Source organism: Klebsiella sp. P1927 (genome assembly GCF_018204675.1).
Classification (GTDB): domain Bacteria; phylum Pseudomonadota; class Gammaproteobacteria; order Enterobacterales; family Enterobacteriaceae; genus Klebsiella; species Klebsiella pneumoniae.
Map to the genome: position 1 here is coordinate 1,204,356 of NZ_CP073377.1, position 15,840 is coordinate 1,220,195.

A 15,840-nucleotide genomic window follows, 5' to 3' on the forward strand; every position below is an offset into this window, starting at 1 on the left:
CGGCGGGGCCGCTTTATTTCTGGAGTTAACCACCATGTCTGAAGGCTGGAATATTGCCGTACTGGGCGCAACGGGCGCCGTAGGCGAAGCCCTGCTCGAAACTCTTGCTGAACGCCAGTTCCCGGTAGGAGAGATTTTTGCTCTGGCGCGCAACGACAGCGCGGGCGAACATCTGCGTTTTGGTGGCAAGTCGGTGATCGTCAAAGACGCCGCCGAATTTGACTGGACCCAGGCCCAGCTGGCTTTCTTCGCCGCCGGCGTCGAAGCCAGTGCAGCGTATGTCGAAGAAGCGACCAACGCCGGGTGTCTGGTTATCGATCTCAGCGGCCTGTTTGCGCTGGAGCCGGACGTACCGCTGGTGGTGCCGGACGTGAACCCGTTCGTATTAGGCGATTACCGCAACCGCAACCTGATTGCGGTGCCTAATAGCCTGACCAGTCAGCTGTTGACGGCGCTCAAACCGCTGATCGATCAGGGCGGGTTGTCGCGCATTAGCGTCACTAACCTGCTCTCCGCCTCGGGGCAGGGGAAAAAAGCGGTGGATGCGCTGGCGGGTCAGAGCGCTAAGCTGCTGAACGGCATCCCTATCGATGAAGACGATTTCTTTGGTCGCCAGCTGGCGTTCAACATGCTGCCGCTGCTGCCGGATCGTGAAGGTAGCGTGCGCGAAGAGCGCCGGATCGTCGATGAAGCGCGCAAAATTCTTCAGGATGACGGGCTGATGATCTCCGCCAGCGTCGTTCAGTCGCCGGTCTTCTACGGCCATGCGCAGATGGTGAGCTTCGAAGCGATGCGCCCGCTGGCGGCGGAGGAGGCGCGCGACGCTTTTACCCGCGGCGAGGATATCGAACTTTCTGAAGAGGGCGAATTCCCGACTCAGGTTGGTGATGCCTCAGGCAATGCCCGCCTCTCCATCGGCTGCGTGCATAACGATTACGGTATGCCGGAGCAGATCCAGTTCTGGTCGGTAGCGGATAACGTGCGCTTCGGCGGCGCGCTGATGGCGGTGAAGATCGCCGAGAAGCTGATTGAGGAGTACCTGTACTGATGTCTGAGATGGAGCAACAGCCGATCTGTAAAATCGCGCTGGGCATCGAGTACGACGGCAGCAAATATTACGGCTGGCAGCGGCAAAACGAAGTGCGCAGCGTGCAGGAGAAGCTGGAAAAGGCGCTCTCGCAGGTGGCGAACGAACCGATTACCGTCTTTTGCGCCGGCCGCACCGACGCCGGCGTCCATGGCACCGGCCAGGTGGTGCATTTCGAAACCCGGGCGCAGCGGAAAGATGCCGCCTGGACGCTGGGGGTAAATGCGAATTTACCTGGTGACATCGCGGTGCGTTGGGTCAAACATGTACCGGCGGATTTTCACGCCCGGTTCAGCGCCACGGCGCGCCGCTATCGCTACGTCATCTATAATCATCGCCTGCGTCCGGCGGTGTTAAGTCATGGCGTGACGCATTTTCACCAGCCGCTCGACGCCGAGCGTATGCAGCGCGCCGCGCAGTGTCTGCTGGGAGAGAATGACTTTACCTCGTTTCGCGCGGTACAGTGCCAGTCGCGTACCCCGTGGCGCAACGTGATGCATATTAACGTTACCCGCTACGGCGCGTATGTGGTGGTGGATATCAAAGCGAATGCCTTTGTACATCATATGGTCAGGAATATTGTAGGCAGCCTGATGGAGGTCGGGGCCGGAAACCAGCCGGAGAGCTGGATGGCAGAACTGCTGGCAGCAAAAGACAGGACGCTCGCTGCGGCAACGGCAAAAGCGGAAGGGTTGTATCTGGTGTCGGTGGATTACCCGGCCCACTATGATTTACCGGTGCTGCCAATGGGCCCGCTGTTTCTGGCGGACTAATAGGGTCATTAAGGGTAAAGACAAACATGGACTTGATTCACTTTTTAATTGATTTCATCCTGCATATTGATGTGCACCTTGCCGAACTGGTTGCCCAGTATGGCGTCTGGGTTTATGCCATTCTGTTTTTGATTCTGTTCTGCGAAACCGGGCTGGTGGTGACGCCATTCCTGCCGGGCGATTCCCTGCTGTTCGTCGCGGGCGCGCTCTCGGCCTTGCCAACCAACGATCTCAATGTCCACCTGATGGTACTGCTGATGGTCATCGCGGCCATCGTCGGCGATGCGGTCAACTACACCATTGGCCGGCTGTTCGGCGAAAAGCTGTTCAGCAATCCGAACTCAAAGATATTCCGTCGCAGCTATCTGGATAAAACCCACAGCTTTTACGAACGTCACGGCGGGAAAACCATTATCCTGGCGCGCTTTGTGCCGATAGTCCGAACCTTCGCGCCGTTTGTGGCGGGAATGGGGCATATGTCCTATCGTCATTTTGCAGCCTATAACGTGGTTGGGGCGCTGCTGTGGGTGCTGCTGTTCACCTATGCCGGCTATCTGTTTGGCGATTTGCCGGTGGTGCAGGAGAACCTGAAGCTGCTGATCGTGGCGATCATCGTGCTTTCCGTCCTGCCGGGCGTGATTGAGATTATTCGCCACAAGCGGGCGGCGGCGAAGCAGGCGAAGTAGTTTAGCCTGTGTTGCGCGTGGCGGTGCAGAGCGTCACGCGCAGCGGTTTGACCACTTTTTTATCCCATGTTCCGGGATGATATGATTTAATGTGCAACATTCATGGTCTGTAAGAGGCAAAAATGGCATTATGCGCCCCTTACGACAAAACTGGCATCGACCAGGTTCAGGCAGAAAGGTTATCAATGAGCTGGATTGAACGAATTAAAAGCAACATCACTCCCACCCGCAAGGCGAGCATTCCTGAGGGTGTATGGACCAAGTGCGACAGCTGCGGTCAGGTACTCTACCGCGCCGAGCTGGAGCGCAACCTGGAGGTTTGTCCTAAGTGCGATCACCATATGCGCATGTCGGCGCGTAATCGCCTGCATAGCCTGTTGGATGAAGGTTCTCTGGTAGAACTGGGTAGCGAACTTGAGCCAAAAGATGTGCTGAAGTTCCGCGATTCAAAAAAATACAAAGACCGCCTGGCGTCCGCTCAGAAAGAGACGGGCGAGAAAGACGCGCTGGTGGTGATGAAAGGTACGCTCTACGCGATGCCGGTGGTTGCCGCCGCCTTTGAGTTCTCCTTTATGGGGGGCTCGATGGGTTCCGTCGTCGGCGCACGCTTTGTGCGCGCGGTGGAGCAGGCGCTGGAAGATAACTGCCCGCTGATCTGCTTCTCCGCCTCCGGTGGCGCCCGTATGCAGGAAGCGCTGATGTCGCTGATGCAGATGGCGAAAACCTCCGCGGCGCTGGCGAAAATGCAGGAGCGCGGACTGCCGTACATCTCCGTGCTGACCGACCCGACCATGGGCGGCGTATCGGCGAGCTTTGCGATGCTGGGCGATCTGAACATTGCCGAGCCGAAAGCGCTGATCGGCTTTGCCGGTCCTCGCGTTATCGAGCAGACCGTACGCGAGAAGCTGCCGCCGGGATTCCAGCGCAGTGAGTTCCTGATTGAAAAAGGGGCGATCGATATGATCGTTCGCCGTCCGGAAATGCGTCTCAAGCTGGCCAGCATTCTGGCGAAGCTGATGAACCTGCCGGCGCCGGTTGCCGTTTCGGAAGCGCCTCATGAAGGCGTGGTGGTGCCGCCGGCACCGGATCAGGAACCTGAGGCCTGATAAAGCAGAGGGCAGGGCCTGGCGGCGCTGCCCTTTTTTATTCATACGCGTTAACCGTCAATTCTTACGGGCATCATGGAAAAAGATCCTATTCCTCAGGCCACGTCGCCCCTGGCTACGTGGCTTTCTTATCTGGAACATCTGCACAGTAAAACCATCGACCTTGGGCTGGCGCGCGTCAGCGAGGTCGCCGGGCAGATGGATATCGTTAAACCGGCGCCGTTCGTTTTTACCGTTGCGGGCACCAATGGCAAAGGCACCACCTGCCGCACGCTGGAAACCATCCTGATGGCGGCCGGTTATAAAGTGGGGGTCTACAGCTCTCCGCATCTGGTGCGCTACACCGAACGCGTGCGCATTCAGGGGGCTGAACTGCCGGAGGCGGCGCATACAGCTTCGTTTGCTGAAATCGAAGCGGCGCGGGGTGACATCTCGCTGACCTATTTTGAATACGGCACGCTCTCGGCGCTGTGGCTGTTTAAGCAGGCGCAGCTGGATGTGGTGATCCTTGAGGTCGGGCTCGGCGGGCGTCTCGACGCCACCAACATCGTGGATGCCGACGTCGCGGTGGTCACCAGCATCGCCCTCGATCATACCGACTGGCTGGGCCCGGATCGCGAAAGTATCGGCCGGGAAAAAGCGGGCATCTTTCGCGCCGGTAAACCGGCGGTGGTGGGGGAGCCGGATATGCCGCTCACCATCGCGGAAGTGGCTAGCGAGAAGGGCGCGCTGCTCCAGCGCCGCGGCGTCGACTGGCGCTATGAGGTGGAGGGCGAAACGTGGTCCTTCCGCGATACGGCAGGGGCGTTAAGCCACCTGCCTCTGCCTCAGGTGCCGTTGCCGAATGCGGCGACGGCCGTGGCGGCGCTGCGCGCCAGCGGGCTTGCCGTGGATGACGCTATCCTGCGCGCAGGGATCCGCGATGCGATGCTCCCGGGACGCTTTCAGATAATCAGCGACGCCCCGCGAGTGATCCTCGATGTGGCGCACAACCCGCACGCGGCGGCCTATCTCGCCGGGCGTCTCAAAACGTTAGCGAAAACGGGACGCGTGCTGGCGGTTATTGGTATGCTGCATGATAAGGATATCGCCGGCACGTTGGCCAATCTGGCCCCGGAAGTCGATGCCTGGTACTGCGCGCCGCTGGAAGGCCCGCGCGGCGCGACGGCAGAGCAGCTGGTGGAACATTTGCGCTGCGGTACAGTCTATAGCAGCGTGGCGCAGGCGTGGCGTGCGGCCATGGCTGACGCTAAAGTGGAAGATACCGTGCTGGTGTGTGGTTCGTTTCACACCGTAGCGCAGGTTATGGAAGAGATAGACGCGGGGAGAATCGGTGGCGAGTAAGTTTCAGAACCGTTTAGTCGGGACAATCGTGCTGGTGGCGCTGGGGGTGATTATCCTGCCAGGGCTGCTGGACGGGCAGAAAAAGCATTACCAGGATGAGTTTGCCGCGATCCCGCTGGTACCGAAACCAGGCGATCGCGATGAACCGGATATGTTGCCGGCGGCAACCCAGGCGTTGCCTTCGCAACCGCCGGAAGGGGCGGCGGAAGAGGTGCGGGCGGGCGATGCCGCCGCGCCATCGTTAGATCCATCGCGTATTCCGGTGAACAGCAACAGCTTCGATGACGTTCAGGAGCCGGTGGTGGCCGCGAAACCGCAGCCCAAGCCGCAGCCGAAACCGCAGCCGCAACAGCAGGCCGCGACGCCAACGCCGCCGCCGGCTAAGCCACAGCAGCAACAGCCATCGCAGCAGCAGGCGGCCCTGCCGGCGCCGACCGGCAAAGCCTATGTGGTTCAGCTGGGCGCGTTGAAGAACGCCGATAAGGTGAATGAGATTGTCGGTAAACTGCGGGCCTCGGGTTTCAAAGTCTATACGTCGCCTTCGACGCCGGTACAGGGTAAAATTACCCGCATCCTCGTCGGCCCGGATGCGTCAAAAGACAAGCTGAAAGGCCAGCTGGGCGATCTGCAGCAGATTTCCGGGCTTAGCGGGGTGGTGATGGGTTTCACCCCGAACTGATTGTTTTTTCCGCCATGCGGAGAGAACGTGGCGGGGAGAAACGCCCCGCAAACCCTGTCTCAGCCGCCCTGAAGAGGCGAAAGGCAGTCTGGCGTTGAATGTTTTTTCAGCGCCATTTTTATTTCTGTAGGGCATGGAAATCCCTACGCAAACGTTTTCTTTTTCTGTTAGAATGCGCCCCGAACTGGACGACAGGGCGTAAATCGTGGGACGTATATGGTCTGGATTGATTACGCCATTATGGCGGTGCTGGGTCTTTCTTGCCTGGTCAGCCTGATCCGCGGCTTTGTTCGCGAAGCTTTATCGTTAGTCACGTGGGGTTGCGCGTTTTATGTCGCCAGCCATTACTACGCTGACCTGTCTGTCTGGTTTACGGGCTTTGAGGATGAACGGGTTCGAAATGGGATTGCTATTGCGGCGCTGTTTATCGTGACGCTCATCGTTGGCGCTATCGTGAACTATGTGATAGGCCAGCTGGTGGAGAAGACCGGTTTGTCAGGAACCGACAGGGTATTGGGGATCTGCTTCGGCGCGCTACGTGGGGTGCTGATCATCGCCGCTATCCTGTTCTTCCTGGACACCTTTACCGGGATGGCGAAGAGCGATGACTGGCATCAGTCGCAGTTTATTCCCTATTTTACCCCCGTCATCAGATGGTTTTTTGAATACCTGCAAAGCTCGTCAAGTTTCTTGCCTAAAGTATAGACTTTGGGTCGTTGCTGAACGAGGAAAAGACGTATGTGCGGTATTGTCGGTATCGCCGGTGTTATGCCGGTTAACCAGTCGATTTATGATGCGCTAACGGTGCTCCAGCACCGTGGACAGGATGCCGCTGGCATCATCACCATTGATGCCAACAACTGCTTCCGGTTGCGTAAGGCTAACGGGCTGGTAAGCGACGTATTCGAGGCCCGCCACATGCAGCGTATGCAGGGCAATATGGGTATTGGCCACGTGCGTTATCCTACGGCGGGCAGCTCCAGCGCCTCCGAGGCGCAGCCGTTTTACGTTAACTCGCCGTATGGCATCACATTGGCGCATAACGGCAACCTGACCAATGCGCACGAGCTGCGTAAAAAGCTGTTTGAAGAAAAACGCCGCCATATCAATACCACCTCTGATTCCGAAATCCTCCTCAATATTTTCGCCAGTGAGCTGGATAACTTCCGTCACTACCCGCTGGAAGCGGACAACATCTTCGCGGCGATTGCGGCGACCAACCGCCTGATCCGCGGCGCGTACGCGTGCGTGGCGATGATCATCGGGCATGGCATGGTGGCCTTCCGCGACCCTAACGGCATTCGTCCGCTGGTGCTGGGTAAACGTGACGTTGGCGACGGTCGCACCGAGTATATGGTGGCCTCGGAGAGCGTGGCCCTTGATACGCTTGGTTTTGAATTCCTGCGCGATGTGGCGCCGGGCGAAGCGGTCTATATTACCGAGAAGGGCCAGCTCTATACCCGTCAGTGTGCCGATAATCCGGTCAGCAACCCGTGCCTGTTCGAGTACGTCTATTTTGCCCGTCCGGACTCGTTTATTGACAAAATTTCCGTCTACAGCGCCCGCGTCAACATGGGGACTAAGCTGGGCGAAAAGATTGCCCGCGAGTGGGAAGATCTGGATATTGACGTCGTTATTCCGATCCCGGAGACCTCCTGCGACATCGCGCTGGAAATCGCCCGCATTCTCGACAAACCTTATCGTCAGGGCTTCGTGAAGAACCGCTACGTCGGCCGGACGTTTATCATGCCCGGTCAGCAGCTGCGTCGTAAATCTGTTCGCCGTAAGCTCAACGCCAACCGTGCGGAATTCCGCGATAAGAACGTGCTGCTGGTCGATGATTCCATTGTACGCGGCACCACCTCGGAGCAGATCATTGAGATGGCGCGTGAAGCAGGGGCGAAAAAAGTGTATCTCGCCTCCGCTGCGCCGGAAATTCGTTTCCCGAACGTGTACGGTATCGATATGCCGACCGCCAACGAACTGATCGCCCATGGCCGCGAAGTGGATGAGATCCGCCAGATCATTGGCGCCGACGGCCTGATTTTCCAGGATCTCAACGATCTGATCGACGCGGTGCGCGCGGAGAACCCGGATATTCAGCAGTTTGAATGCTCGGTGTTCAACGGCGTATATGTGACCCGGGATGTCGACCAGCAGTACCTCGACTATCTTGACTCCCTGCGTAACGATGATGCCAAAGCGGTCCAGCTGCAAAACGAAGTCGAAAACCTCGAGATGCACAACGAGGGTTAAGCCGTTCACGCGTCGCGGGCCTGCCGTACCTAAAGGACGGCGGGCTTTTTTTCGCCCCTTAACTGTGCGTCAATAGTTGCGCCAGAGGCTATAATCCGGCAAAGTCTGCGGCACACGCGCAAGGGGTAACAGAACGTGAAACGACTGATTATTGGCATTTCCGGCGCCAGCGGCGCCATTTACGGCGTGCGGATGCTGCAGGTGCTAAGAGATGTGCCGGATATTGAAACTCATCTCATCCTCAGCCAGGCGGCGCGCCAGACGTTGGCCATGGAGACCGACTACTCCGTACGTGAGGTGCAGGCGCTAGCCGATGTGGTGCATGACGCCCGCGATATCGCCGCCAGTATCTCTTCCGGTTCTTTTAAAACCGCCGGGATGGTGATTTTACCCTGCTCAATGAAGACGCTCTCGGGCATTGTCCATAGCTATACGGATGGCCTGCTGACCCGGGCGGCGGATGTCGTGCTGAAAGAGCGTCGTCCGCTGGTGCTCTGCGTGCGGGAAACGCCGTTCCATTTGGGCCATCTGCGTCTGCTGGTTCAGGCTGCAGAGCTGGGGGCGGTGATAATGCCGCCGGTACCGGCTTTTTACCACCGGCCACAAAGCCTGGACGATGTCATCAACCAGACCGTCAATCGGGTACTCGATCAATTTGATATTAGTCTGGAGCACGACTTGTTTACCCGCTGGCAGGGGGCCTAGTGTCGCACTATAGTGGTGCATGAAATGTACGCTTGCGCTCCGGTGGTGCAAATTTGTTGCCGCGATCAAATCCTCGACATTTATTTCGTCTTTTTGCGCTCAGGCGCTGCGGTTTCGCCAGTAATGCTGGTATCTTCCCTTTTAAGACAATCCTGCAACTTTATTTTAACAAATTTAACCCTGTTCCCGGCACGCACCGGGAAGATGGCACAAAAACTGCAGGATTGATCGGCAATCACCATAACAAGCAACGCACCACATCACGACACTTAAGGGTACTGTATGAAGAAGACGATTCTGGCTCTCTCTTTACTCGTGGGAATGAGCAGCACGGCCAGCGTGTTTGCTGCTCTGCCGCAGAGCATTCGCATTGGCACTGACGCGACCTATGCGCCATTTTCGTCGAAAGACGCGAAAGGGGACTTTGTTGGTTTTGATATCGATTTAGGCAATGAGTTGTGCTCCCGAATTAAGGTGAAATGTACCTGGGTCGGCAGTGATTTTGACTCCCTGATCCCCTCCCTCAAAGCGAAGAAAATCGACGCCATCATCTCTTCCCTCTCTATTACCGAGAAGCGCCAGCAAGAGATCGCCTTCTCTGACAAGCTATATGCCGCTGACTCGCGTCTGATCGCCGCCAAAGGGTCGCCGATCCAGCCGACGCTGGAGGCGCTGAAAGGCAAGCACGTCGGCGTGCTGCAGGGTTCTACTCAGGAAGCCTATGCTAACGACCGCTGGCGCAGCCAGGGCGTTGACGTGGTGGCTTACCAGAACCAGGATCTGATCTATTCAGACCTCGCAGCTGGCCGTCTGGATGCGGCGCTGCAGGATGAAGTCGCCGCCAGCGAAGGCTTCCTGAAACAGCCTGCCGGGAAAGATTTCGCCTTCGCCGGCCCGTCCGTTAAAGACAAAAAGTACTTTGGCGACGGCACCGGTATCGGCCTGCGTAAGGACGACGCCGAGCTGAAAGCCGCGTTTGATAAAGCGCTGGGCGAGATGCGTAAAGACGGCACCTACGACAAAATGGCGAAGAAATACTTCGATTTTAACGTGTACGGCGACTAAGACTGCTGCAGGCCCGCACAATGGGGTGGGCCTGCCGCCAGGTTCGTATCCATGCCCCAAAAGGGTGCATCTAAACGCGCTGTGGATCATTTCAGTGCAAAAGCAGCCAGTTTTTTGGCTAAAAAATGCATAGTTAAGCGTTTCTGATGCAAAAAATCGGCCTTTCTGGTGCATAAATCTTTGCCCTTAAGGGGCGAATAATGGCACGATAACTGGCGTAAATAGTTCTAATAAACCCGTTAGAATGACAGTCTGTCGAGGATAGTTATGAAAAAACTGGCGTTGTCTCTCTCTTTAGCGCTGGCCCTTTCCAGCGTTTCCACGGTCTTTGCCGCCATCCCGCAAAAAATTCGTATCGGTACCGATCCGACTTATGCTCCCTTCGAATCGAAGAATGCGCAGGGAGAATTGGTCGGTTTTGATATCGATCTGGCAAAAGAGCTGTGTAAGCGTATTAATACGCAATGTACCTTTGTTGAAAACCCGCTGGATGCGCTGATCCCCTCCTTAAAAGCGAAGAAAATCGACGCGATTATGTCTTCGCTGTCGATTACTGAAAAGCGCCAGCAGGAAATTGCCTTCACTGACAAGCTGTATGCGGCAGATTCGCGTCTGGTGGTGAAAAAGGGCAGCCCGGTAACGCCGGATCTCGCCACCCTCAAGGGTAAGCGCGTGGGCGTGCTGCAGGGGACGACTCAGGAAACCTATGGCAATGAGCACTGGGCGCCGAAAGGTATCGAAATTGTCTCCTATCAGGGGCAGGACAATATCTATTCCGACCTGACCGCCGGCCGGATCGACGCCGCGTTCCAGGATGAGGTCGCGGCCAGCGAAGGGTTCCTGAAACAGCCTATTGGTAAAGATTACCAGTTTGGTGGCCCGTCAATCAAAGACGAGAAACTGTTTGGTGTTGGCACCGGTATGGGGCTGCGTAAGGAAGACAACGAACTGCGTGAAGCGCTGAATAAGGCGTTTGCGGAGATGCGTAAGGACGGCACCTACGACAAGCTGGCGAAAAAATATTTCGATTTTAACGTATACGGCGAATAATTCTCACGCCTCGCCATTGCGTGCGTTTCGCGCGCAATGGTGAATGACAGACAGGGTAGGCAGCATGCTGTATGGGTTTTCACAGGTTATTTTGCAGGGTGCGCTCGTCACCCTGGAGCTTGCGCTCAGCTCGGTCGTTCTCGCCGTCCTGATTGGGCTGGCGGGCGCTGGCGCAAAGTTATCGAGCAACCGTCCACTGGCGCTGGTGTTTGAAGGCTATACCACTCTGATCCGCGGCGTGCCCGATCTGGTGCTGATGCTGCTGATTTTCTACGGCCTGCAGATTGCGCTAAACAGCGTTACCGACGCGCTGGGCATGGCCCAGTTTGATATCGATCCGATGATCGCCGGGATTATTACCCTCGGCTTTATCTATGGCGCCTATTTTACGGAAACCTTCCGCGGCGCCTACCTTGCGGTGCCGAAGGGGCATATCGAAGCGGCCACCGCCTTTGGCTTTAGCGGCGGGCAGACGTTCCGGCGTATTCTCTTCCCGGCGATGATGCGCTACGCGCTGCCGGGGATAGGCAACAACTGGCAGGTTATCCTCAAGGCGACGGCGCTGGTCTCGTTGCTAGGGCTGGAGGATGTGGTCAAAGCCACGCAGCTGGCCGGGAAAAGCACCTGGCAGCCGTTCTACTTCGCCATCGTCTGCGGCCTGATTTATCTGGTGTTTACCACCGTTTCTAATGGCGTACTGCTGCTGCTCGAACGCCGCTATACCGTTGGCGTGAAGAGGGCTGACCTGTGATTGAAATTATTCAGGAGTACTGGAAATCACTACTGTGGACCGACGGCTATCGCTTTACCGGCGTGGCGATTACCTTATGGTTGCTGATCTCTTCAGTGGTAATGGGGGGCATCCTGGCGGTGTTTCTGGCCATCGGCCGCGTCTCGAGCAATAAGTTTATCCAGTTCCCCATCTGGCTGTTCACTTACATATTTCGCGGCACGCCGCTGTATGTGCAACTGCTGGTTTTTTACTCCGGCATGTATACCCTGGAAATCGTCAAAGGCACGGAGCTGTTGAACGCTTTTTTCCGCAGCGGGCTAAACTGCACGGTTCTGGCGTTAACCCTGAATACCTGCGCCTATACCACTGAAATTTTCGCCGGCGCGATCCGCTCAGTACCCGCCGGAGAAATTGAAGCGGCGCGGGCCTACGGCTTCTCGTCAGTCAAACTGTATCGCTGCATTATTCTGCCTTCCGCGCTGCGGATTGCACTGCCGGCCTACAGTAACGAAGTGATCCTCATGCTGCACTCTACCGCGCTGGCGTTTACCGCTACGGTACCGGATCTGCTGAAAATCGCCCGCGATATCAACTCGGCCACCTATCAGCCGTTCACCGCGTTTGGCATCGCCGCGGTGCTTTATTTAATTATCTCGTATGTGCTGATTAGCTTGTTCCGTAAAGCGGAAAAGCGCTGGTTGCAGCATATCAAACCTTCTTCGACGCATTGAGAACGCCATGTCCGACAATAAATTAAACGTTATCGATCTGCATAAACGCTATGGGGAACACGAGGTGCTGAAGGGCGTCTCGCTGCAGGCGAAAGCCGGGGACGTTATCAGCATCATCGGTTCATCGGGCTCCGGAAAAAGTACCTTTTTGCGCTGTATTAACTTCCTTGAAAAACCGAGCGAAGGCACGATCGTCGTCAGCGGCCAAAATATTGGTCTGGTACGGGATAAAGACGGCCAGCTGAAGGTGGCCGACAAGAACCAGTTGCGCCTGCTGCGCACCCGGTTGACCATGGTGTTTCAGCATTTCAATCTGTGGAGCCATATGACGGTGCTGGAGAACGTCATGGAAGCACCGATTCAGGTGCTGGGCTTAAGCAAACAGGAAGCGCGCGAACGGGCGGTAAAATATCTGGCCAAGGTCGGGATAGACGAACGTCAGCAGGCGAAGTATCCGGTGCATCTTTCCGGTGGCCAGCAGCAGCGTGTCTCTATTGCCCGCGCGCTGGCGATGGAACCGGAAGTGCTGCTGTTTGATGAGCCGACCTCCGCGCTGGATCCGGAACTGGTGGGCGAAGTGTTACGCATTATGCAGCAGCTGGCGGAAGAGGGAAAAACCATGGTGGTGGTGACCCATGAAATGGGCTTTGCCCGCCACGTCTCTTCACATGTCATTTTTCTGCATCAGGGTAAAATTGAAGAAGAAGGGCATCCGGATGCGCTGTTTGGCGCGCCGAAAAGCCCGCGCCTGCAGCAGTTTCTGAAAGGTTCGCTGAAATAATCGGCTCATCCGGCGTCTGCGGACGCCGGATGAGCTTCCCGCTCCAGCCGATAGATCCAGTCATCGTAATCGACGCCGTTCAGATGATAGGCTTTCTCCAGCACCTGGGTGCGCACAAAGCCTTGCTTCTCCAGCAGGCGCGATGAGCCACGGTTTTCACCCAGCACCCAGGCATTGATGGCCTGCACCCCCAGGGTGGTGAAACCATACTCGCAGACCGCCCGCAGCGCTTCGCTGGCATAGCCTTTTCCCTGAGCCTGAGGCAGCAGCGCGTAGCCGACGTCAGCTTCGTGCGGATTTTTCGGACTGATGCGGAGCCCAATATCGCCCAGCGCCTCGCCGAATTTATCGCGCAATACAAACACCCCGGGATCGGCACAGCGACTGACGAAGACGCTGCGCAGCACCTCCTCGCTTAACACCTCCCCCATAAAACGCATCACCTGCGGATCCTGGCGCAGGCGCAGAAAAAAGGGCCAGTCATCGGTAACAAAGCGGGTAAGCGAAAGGCGTGGTGTGGTGATGGTCGTCATAAAGCAGTCAATACGCAGAAAGAAAAGCCTACCTTAGCACTTTGCTTTGCCAGGTAACACCGGCGAACCGGCCGGCTGGCGGTGAATTCAGGCGATTAAGGGCGCTGGTTGTCCTGAATATGGCGATGCTGCAGCGCCAGGGTGAGGCCATCCAGGCGTGGAGCATGAGCCAGCAGAATGGAATCAGGGGAGCCAATGCTCCCCTGTGTCAGCCATTAACTCAGCACATCCTTTAGCGCTTCGTCCAGATCGTACCAGCGGAAGGCAAAGCCGGCGGCCTCCAGACGCTTTGGCAGCGCGCGCTGGCCGCCGAGCACCAGGACGGCGGATTCCCCCATCAACAGGCGGATAGCGGCGGCGGGAACGCGGAAAATCGCCGGTCGATGGAGCGCATGACCCAGCGCATGGGCGAACTGCTCGTTATGCACCGGGTAGGGAGAAACCATATTGAACGGACCGCGCAGATCGTTATCCAGCAGCCACAGAATGCCGTTAACCATATCGTCGATATGGATCCAGGCCAGGTACTGTCTGCCATTGCCGATAGGCCCGCCGAGGCCGAGCTTAAAGGCGGGTGTCATTTTGCCGAGAATACCGCCCCGCGGAGCCAGTACCACGCCGGTGCGCAGCAGGCAGACGCGGGTGCGCTCGCTTTGCGCTTCGCAGGCAATTTGCTCCCAGCGGGCGCACAGCTTATGGGTAAACTCATTGTGCGGTGGCTCTTCTTCGGTCACCACCACTTCGCCGAGGTCGCCATAGTAGCCGATGGCAGACCCGCTGATCAGCACGGAGGGAGGGGTGTCGCTGGCGTGGATCAGGCCCACCAGCCGCTGCGTGAGATCCCAGCGGCTATGGCACAAGCGTTGTTTCTGCTCGGCCGTCCAGCGTTTATCAGCGATGGGTTCACCCGCCAGATTGATGACGGCATCAATATCATTGAGGTGGTGATGGCCCTCGAAATCGCGCCACAGGGTGACGCGCGGATCGAGACGGGCGCGGGCGGTATCCGGATGTCGCGTGGAGACCGTGACGCTATGCCCGAGCTCCAGCAATCTGGGTATCAGATGTCGGCCAATCAGGCCGGTACCACCAGTAAGCAGGATCTTCATACCACCTCCCTGACATGGTTAGCGACGCCAGCTCATGGTCATGGACACCGAGTCGGCATAGCGCAGCGCATGAAGTTTATCAATCTCCACTTCAGCATATGTGACCCAGTGATGTTCGCATGCGATATTCAGCACATCCTGAGTTAATTTTTCCAGCAGCGAAAAACGGCCATTCTCAAGATGGCTGATTATGCGCTTGGTAATGGTGCGATAGTTCAGCGCATCATTGATGTCCTCGCTGTCGCGCGCTTTATCGGCAGGGTAGTGAATGGCTACATTCACTACCACGTCCTGGCGGTTGGCGATCTCTTCCTCTTTAATACCAATAAAAGTCCGCAGGCGCAGGTTCTTAATACGAATAATGGCGTCTGGTTGAGACATTGCAGGCTTCCTCCGTGGTGTAAGTCCTGCAATCATACAACAAAGCGCGACGGGCGAGCAGGGGGTTAATAAAGCTGAATTTTTAACATCGCTTCCGACGTTGCCGGCCGCTGCTTAATGCGCTCATACCAGTTGTGCACCGCCGGATAGTTCGCCAGATCGATACGCTGTCGGACATGGCAGTTCACCCAGGGCCAGGCGGCGATGTCGGCGATACTGTAGTGGTCGCCGCCAAGCCACGGGCTGCATCCCAGACGCTGATTTAGCACCCCATACAGTCGTTGGGTTTCCACCTGAAAACGTTCAATAGCGTAGGGCACGGTTTGCGGCGCGGAGTGGGAAAAATGTTGATTTTGCCCCAGCATCGGCCCCAGCCCGCCGACCTGCCAGAACAGCCACTGCAGCGTGACGTAGCGTTCCCGCAGCTCGCCGCTCAGCAGCTTACCGCTTTTTTCCGCCAGATAGAGCAGGATGGCGCCTGACTCGAAAACGCTCAACGGCGCCCCGCCGTCAGCAGGCATGTGGTCGACGATAGCCGGAACTTTATTATTCGGCGAAATCGCCAGAAACTGCGGATGAAATTGTTCCCCTTTGCCGATATCGACCCGAATTAGCCGATAGGCTAGCTCCGCCTCTTCGAGGAACAGGGTGATTTTGTGGCCGTTTGGGGTGGGTGCATAGTAAAGATCGATCATAATATTTCCCGCCGTCGTGGGTCGCAAACTGTTCGAGTATAGGTGAAGCTGCGCCACTCGGGAGAAATTCCGCAAGCGACCCGGCAGCCAGGCGACGAGTCGTCCGCGCTCGAGCAGTGACATCGC

General features: G+C 57.1%; 20 protein-coding genes. 15 read left to right on the forward strand and 5 right to left on the reverse strand.

Going from position 1 to position 15,840, the window contains the following annotated elements; all coding sequences use genetic code 11:
• The first annotated feature begins 34 nt into the window (after nt 1-34).
• The 9 genes from KB892_RS06220 to KB892_RS06260 all read left to right on the forward strand — a co-directional run bounded on the left by KB892_RS06220 (nt 35) and on the right by KB892_RS06260 (nt 8,636).
• Nucleotides 35-1,048, forward strand: a complete 1,014-nt coding sequence (locus KB892_RS06220; RefSeq protein ID WP_002913227.1) for an aspartate-semialdehyde dehydrogenase — start codon at nt 35-37, stop codon at nt 1,046-1,048.
• Nucleotides 1,048-1,860 carry a tRNA pseudouridine(38-40) synthase TruA gene (gene truA, locus KB892_RS06225; RefSeq protein ID WP_002913226.1) on the forward strand — a complete coding sequence of 271 codons (813 nt, stop codon included), beginning with the start codon at nt 1,048-1,050 and terminating at the stop codon, nt 1,858-1,860. The genes KB892_RS06220 and truA overlap by 1 nt, the downstream gene beginning before the upstream one ends.
• Nucleotides 1,861-1,886: 26 nt before the next feature.
• Complete coding sequence (locus tag KB892_RS06230; RefSeq protein ID WP_002913221.1) at nt 1,887-2,546, forward strand: DedA family protein; 660 nt, start codon at nt 1,887-1,889, stop codon at nt 2,544-2,546.
• 185 nt (nt 2,547-2,731) lie between these two features.
• The gene (accD, locus tag KB892_RS06235; RefSeq protein WP_002913220.1) at nt 2,732-3,652 is read left to right on the forward strand and encodes an acetyl-CoA carboxylase, carboxyltransferase subunit beta; all 921 of its coding nucleotides are present in this window, start codon (nt 2,732-2,734) and stop codon (nt 3,650-3,652) included.
• A gap of 75 nt (nt 3,653-3,727) precedes the next feature.
• Entirely contained in the window at nt 3,728-4,996 is a 1,269-nt protein-coding gene (gene folC, locus KB892_RS06240) for a bifunctional tetrahydrofolate synthase/dihydrofolate synthase (RefSeq protein WP_002913219.1), read from the forward strand.
• Complete coding sequence (dedD, locus tag KB892_RS06245; RefSeq protein WP_004151102.1) at nt 4,986-5,675, forward strand: cell division protein DedD; 690 nt, start codon at nt 4,986-4,988, stop codon at nt 5,673-5,675. The genes folC and dedD overlap by 11 nt, the downstream gene beginning before the upstream one ends.
• A 216-nt stretch (nt 5,676-5,891) precedes the next feature.
• Nucleotides 5,892-6,380, forward strand: a complete 489-nt coding sequence (gene cvpA / locus KB892_RS06250) for a colicin V production protein (RefSeq protein WP_002913214.1) — start codon at nt 5,892-5,894, stop codon at nt 6,378-6,380.
• 33 nt (nt 6,381-6,413) lie between these two features.
• Nucleotides 6,414-7,931: an amidophosphoribosyltransferase gene (gene purF, locus KB892_RS06255; protein WP_002913213.1), complete on the forward strand. Its 1,518-nt coding sequence runs from the start codon at nt 6,414-6,416 to the stop codon at nt 7,929-7,931.
• A gap of 135 nt (nt 7,932-8,066) precedes the next feature.
• Nucleotides 8,067-8,636, forward strand: coding sequence for a UbiX family flavin prenyltransferase (locus tag KB892_RS06260; RefSeq protein WP_002913212.1), 570 nt, complete (start codon nt 8,067-8,069; stop codon nt 8,634-8,636).
• 80 nt (nt 8,637-8,716) lie between these two features.
• Here KB892_RS06260 and KB892_RS06265 read toward each other — a convergent pair whose 3' ends face one another.
• The gene (locus KB892_RS06265; protein ID WP_004140952.1) at nt 8,717-8,878 is read right to left on the reverse strand and encodes a hypothetical protein; all 162 of its coding nucleotides are present in this window, start codon (nt 8,876-8,878) and stop codon (nt 8,717-8,719) included.
• 40 nt (nt 8,879-8,918) lie between these two features.
• Here KB892_RS06265 and argT point away from each other — a divergent pair, with 40 nt between their 5' ends.
• The 5 genes from argT (at nt 8,919) to hisP (ending at nt 12,996) form a co-directional block, all read left to right on the forward strand.
• Nucleotides 8,919-9,701 (forward strand): lysine/arginine/ornithine ABC transporter substrate-binding protein ArgT, encoded by a 783-nt coding sequence (gene argT, locus KB892_RS06270; RefSeq protein WP_002913210.1) that lies wholly within the window; start codon nt 8,919-8,921, stop codon nt 9,699-9,701.
• A gap of 267 nt (nt 9,702-9,968) precedes the next feature.
• Nucleotides 9,969-10,751 (forward strand): histidine ABC transporter substrate-binding protein HisJ, encoded by a 783-nt coding sequence (gene hisJ, locus KB892_RS06275; protein WP_002913209.1) that lies wholly within the window; start codon nt 9,969-9,971, stop codon nt 10,749-10,751.
• Nucleotides 10,752-10,815: 64 nt separating this feature from the next.
• Nucleotides 10,816-11,502 (forward strand): histidine ABC transporter permease HisQ, encoded by a 687-nt coding sequence (locus KB892_RS06280; protein WP_002913208.1) that lies wholly within the window; start codon nt 10,816-10,818, stop codon nt 11,500-11,502.
• Nucleotides 11,499-12,215 carry a histidine ABC transporter permease HisM gene (gene hisM, locus KB892_RS06285; RefSeq protein ID WP_002913207.1) on the forward strand — a complete coding sequence of 239 codons (717 nt, stop codon included), beginning with the start codon at nt 11,499-11,501 and terminating at the stop codon, nt 12,213-12,215. The genes KB892_RS06280 and hisM overlap by 4 nt, the downstream gene beginning before the upstream one ends.
• Nucleotides 12,216-12,222: 7 nt before the next feature.
• Nucleotides 12,223-12,996 (forward strand): histidine ABC transporter ATP-binding protein HisP, encoded by a 774-nt coding sequence (hisP, locus tag KB892_RS06290; protein WP_002913206.1) that lies wholly within the window; start codon nt 12,223-12,225, stop codon nt 12,994-12,996.
• Nucleotides 12,997-13,001: 5 nt separating this feature from the next.
• On the opposite strand, the gene KB892_RS06295 is transcribed toward hisP, so the two are convergent.
• Entirely contained in the window at nt 13,002-13,529 is a 528-nt protein-coding gene (locus KB892_RS06295; protein ID WP_002913204.1) for a GNAT family N-acetyltransferase, read from the reverse strand.
• A gap of 119 nt (nt 13,530-13,648) precedes the next feature.
• Between KB892_RS06295 and KB892_RS06300 the strand changes: the two genes are divergently transcribed.
• Nucleotides 13,649-13,765, forward strand: coding sequence for a hypothetical protein (locus KB892_RS06300; RefSeq protein WP_004217247.1), 117 nt, complete (start codon nt 13,649-13,651; stop codon nt 13,763-13,765).
• Here KB892_RS06300 and KB892_RS06305 read toward each other — a convergent pair.
• The 3 genes from KB892_RS06305 to yfcG all read right to left on the reverse strand — a co-directional run bounded on the left by KB892_RS06305 (nt 13,745) and on the right by yfcG (nt 15,714).
• Nucleotides 13,745-14,638 (reverse strand): TIGR01777 family oxidoreductase, encoded by an 894-nt coding sequence (locus tag KB892_RS06305; protein ID WP_002913203.1) that lies wholly within the window; start codon nt 14,636-14,638, stop codon nt 13,745-13,747. The genes KB892_RS06300 and KB892_RS06305 overlap by 21 nt on opposite strands.
• A gap of 18 nt (nt 14,639-14,656) precedes the next feature.
• On the reverse strand, nt 14,657-15,019 hold the full coding sequence (gene folX / locus KB892_RS06310; protein WP_002913200.1) for a dihydroneopterin triphosphate 2'-epimerase: 363 nt from the start codon (nt 15,017-15,019) through the stop codon (nt 14,657-14,659).
• A 65-nt stretch (nt 15,020-15,084) separates the two neighbouring features.
• Nucleotides 15,085-15,714: a GSH-dependent disulfide bond oxidoreductase gene (gene yfcG / locus KB892_RS06315; RefSeq protein WP_004151103.1), complete on the reverse strand. Its 630-nt coding sequence runs from the start codon at nt 15,712-15,714 to the stop codon at nt 15,085-15,087.
• Nucleotides 15,715-15,840 lie beyond the last annotated feature (126 nt).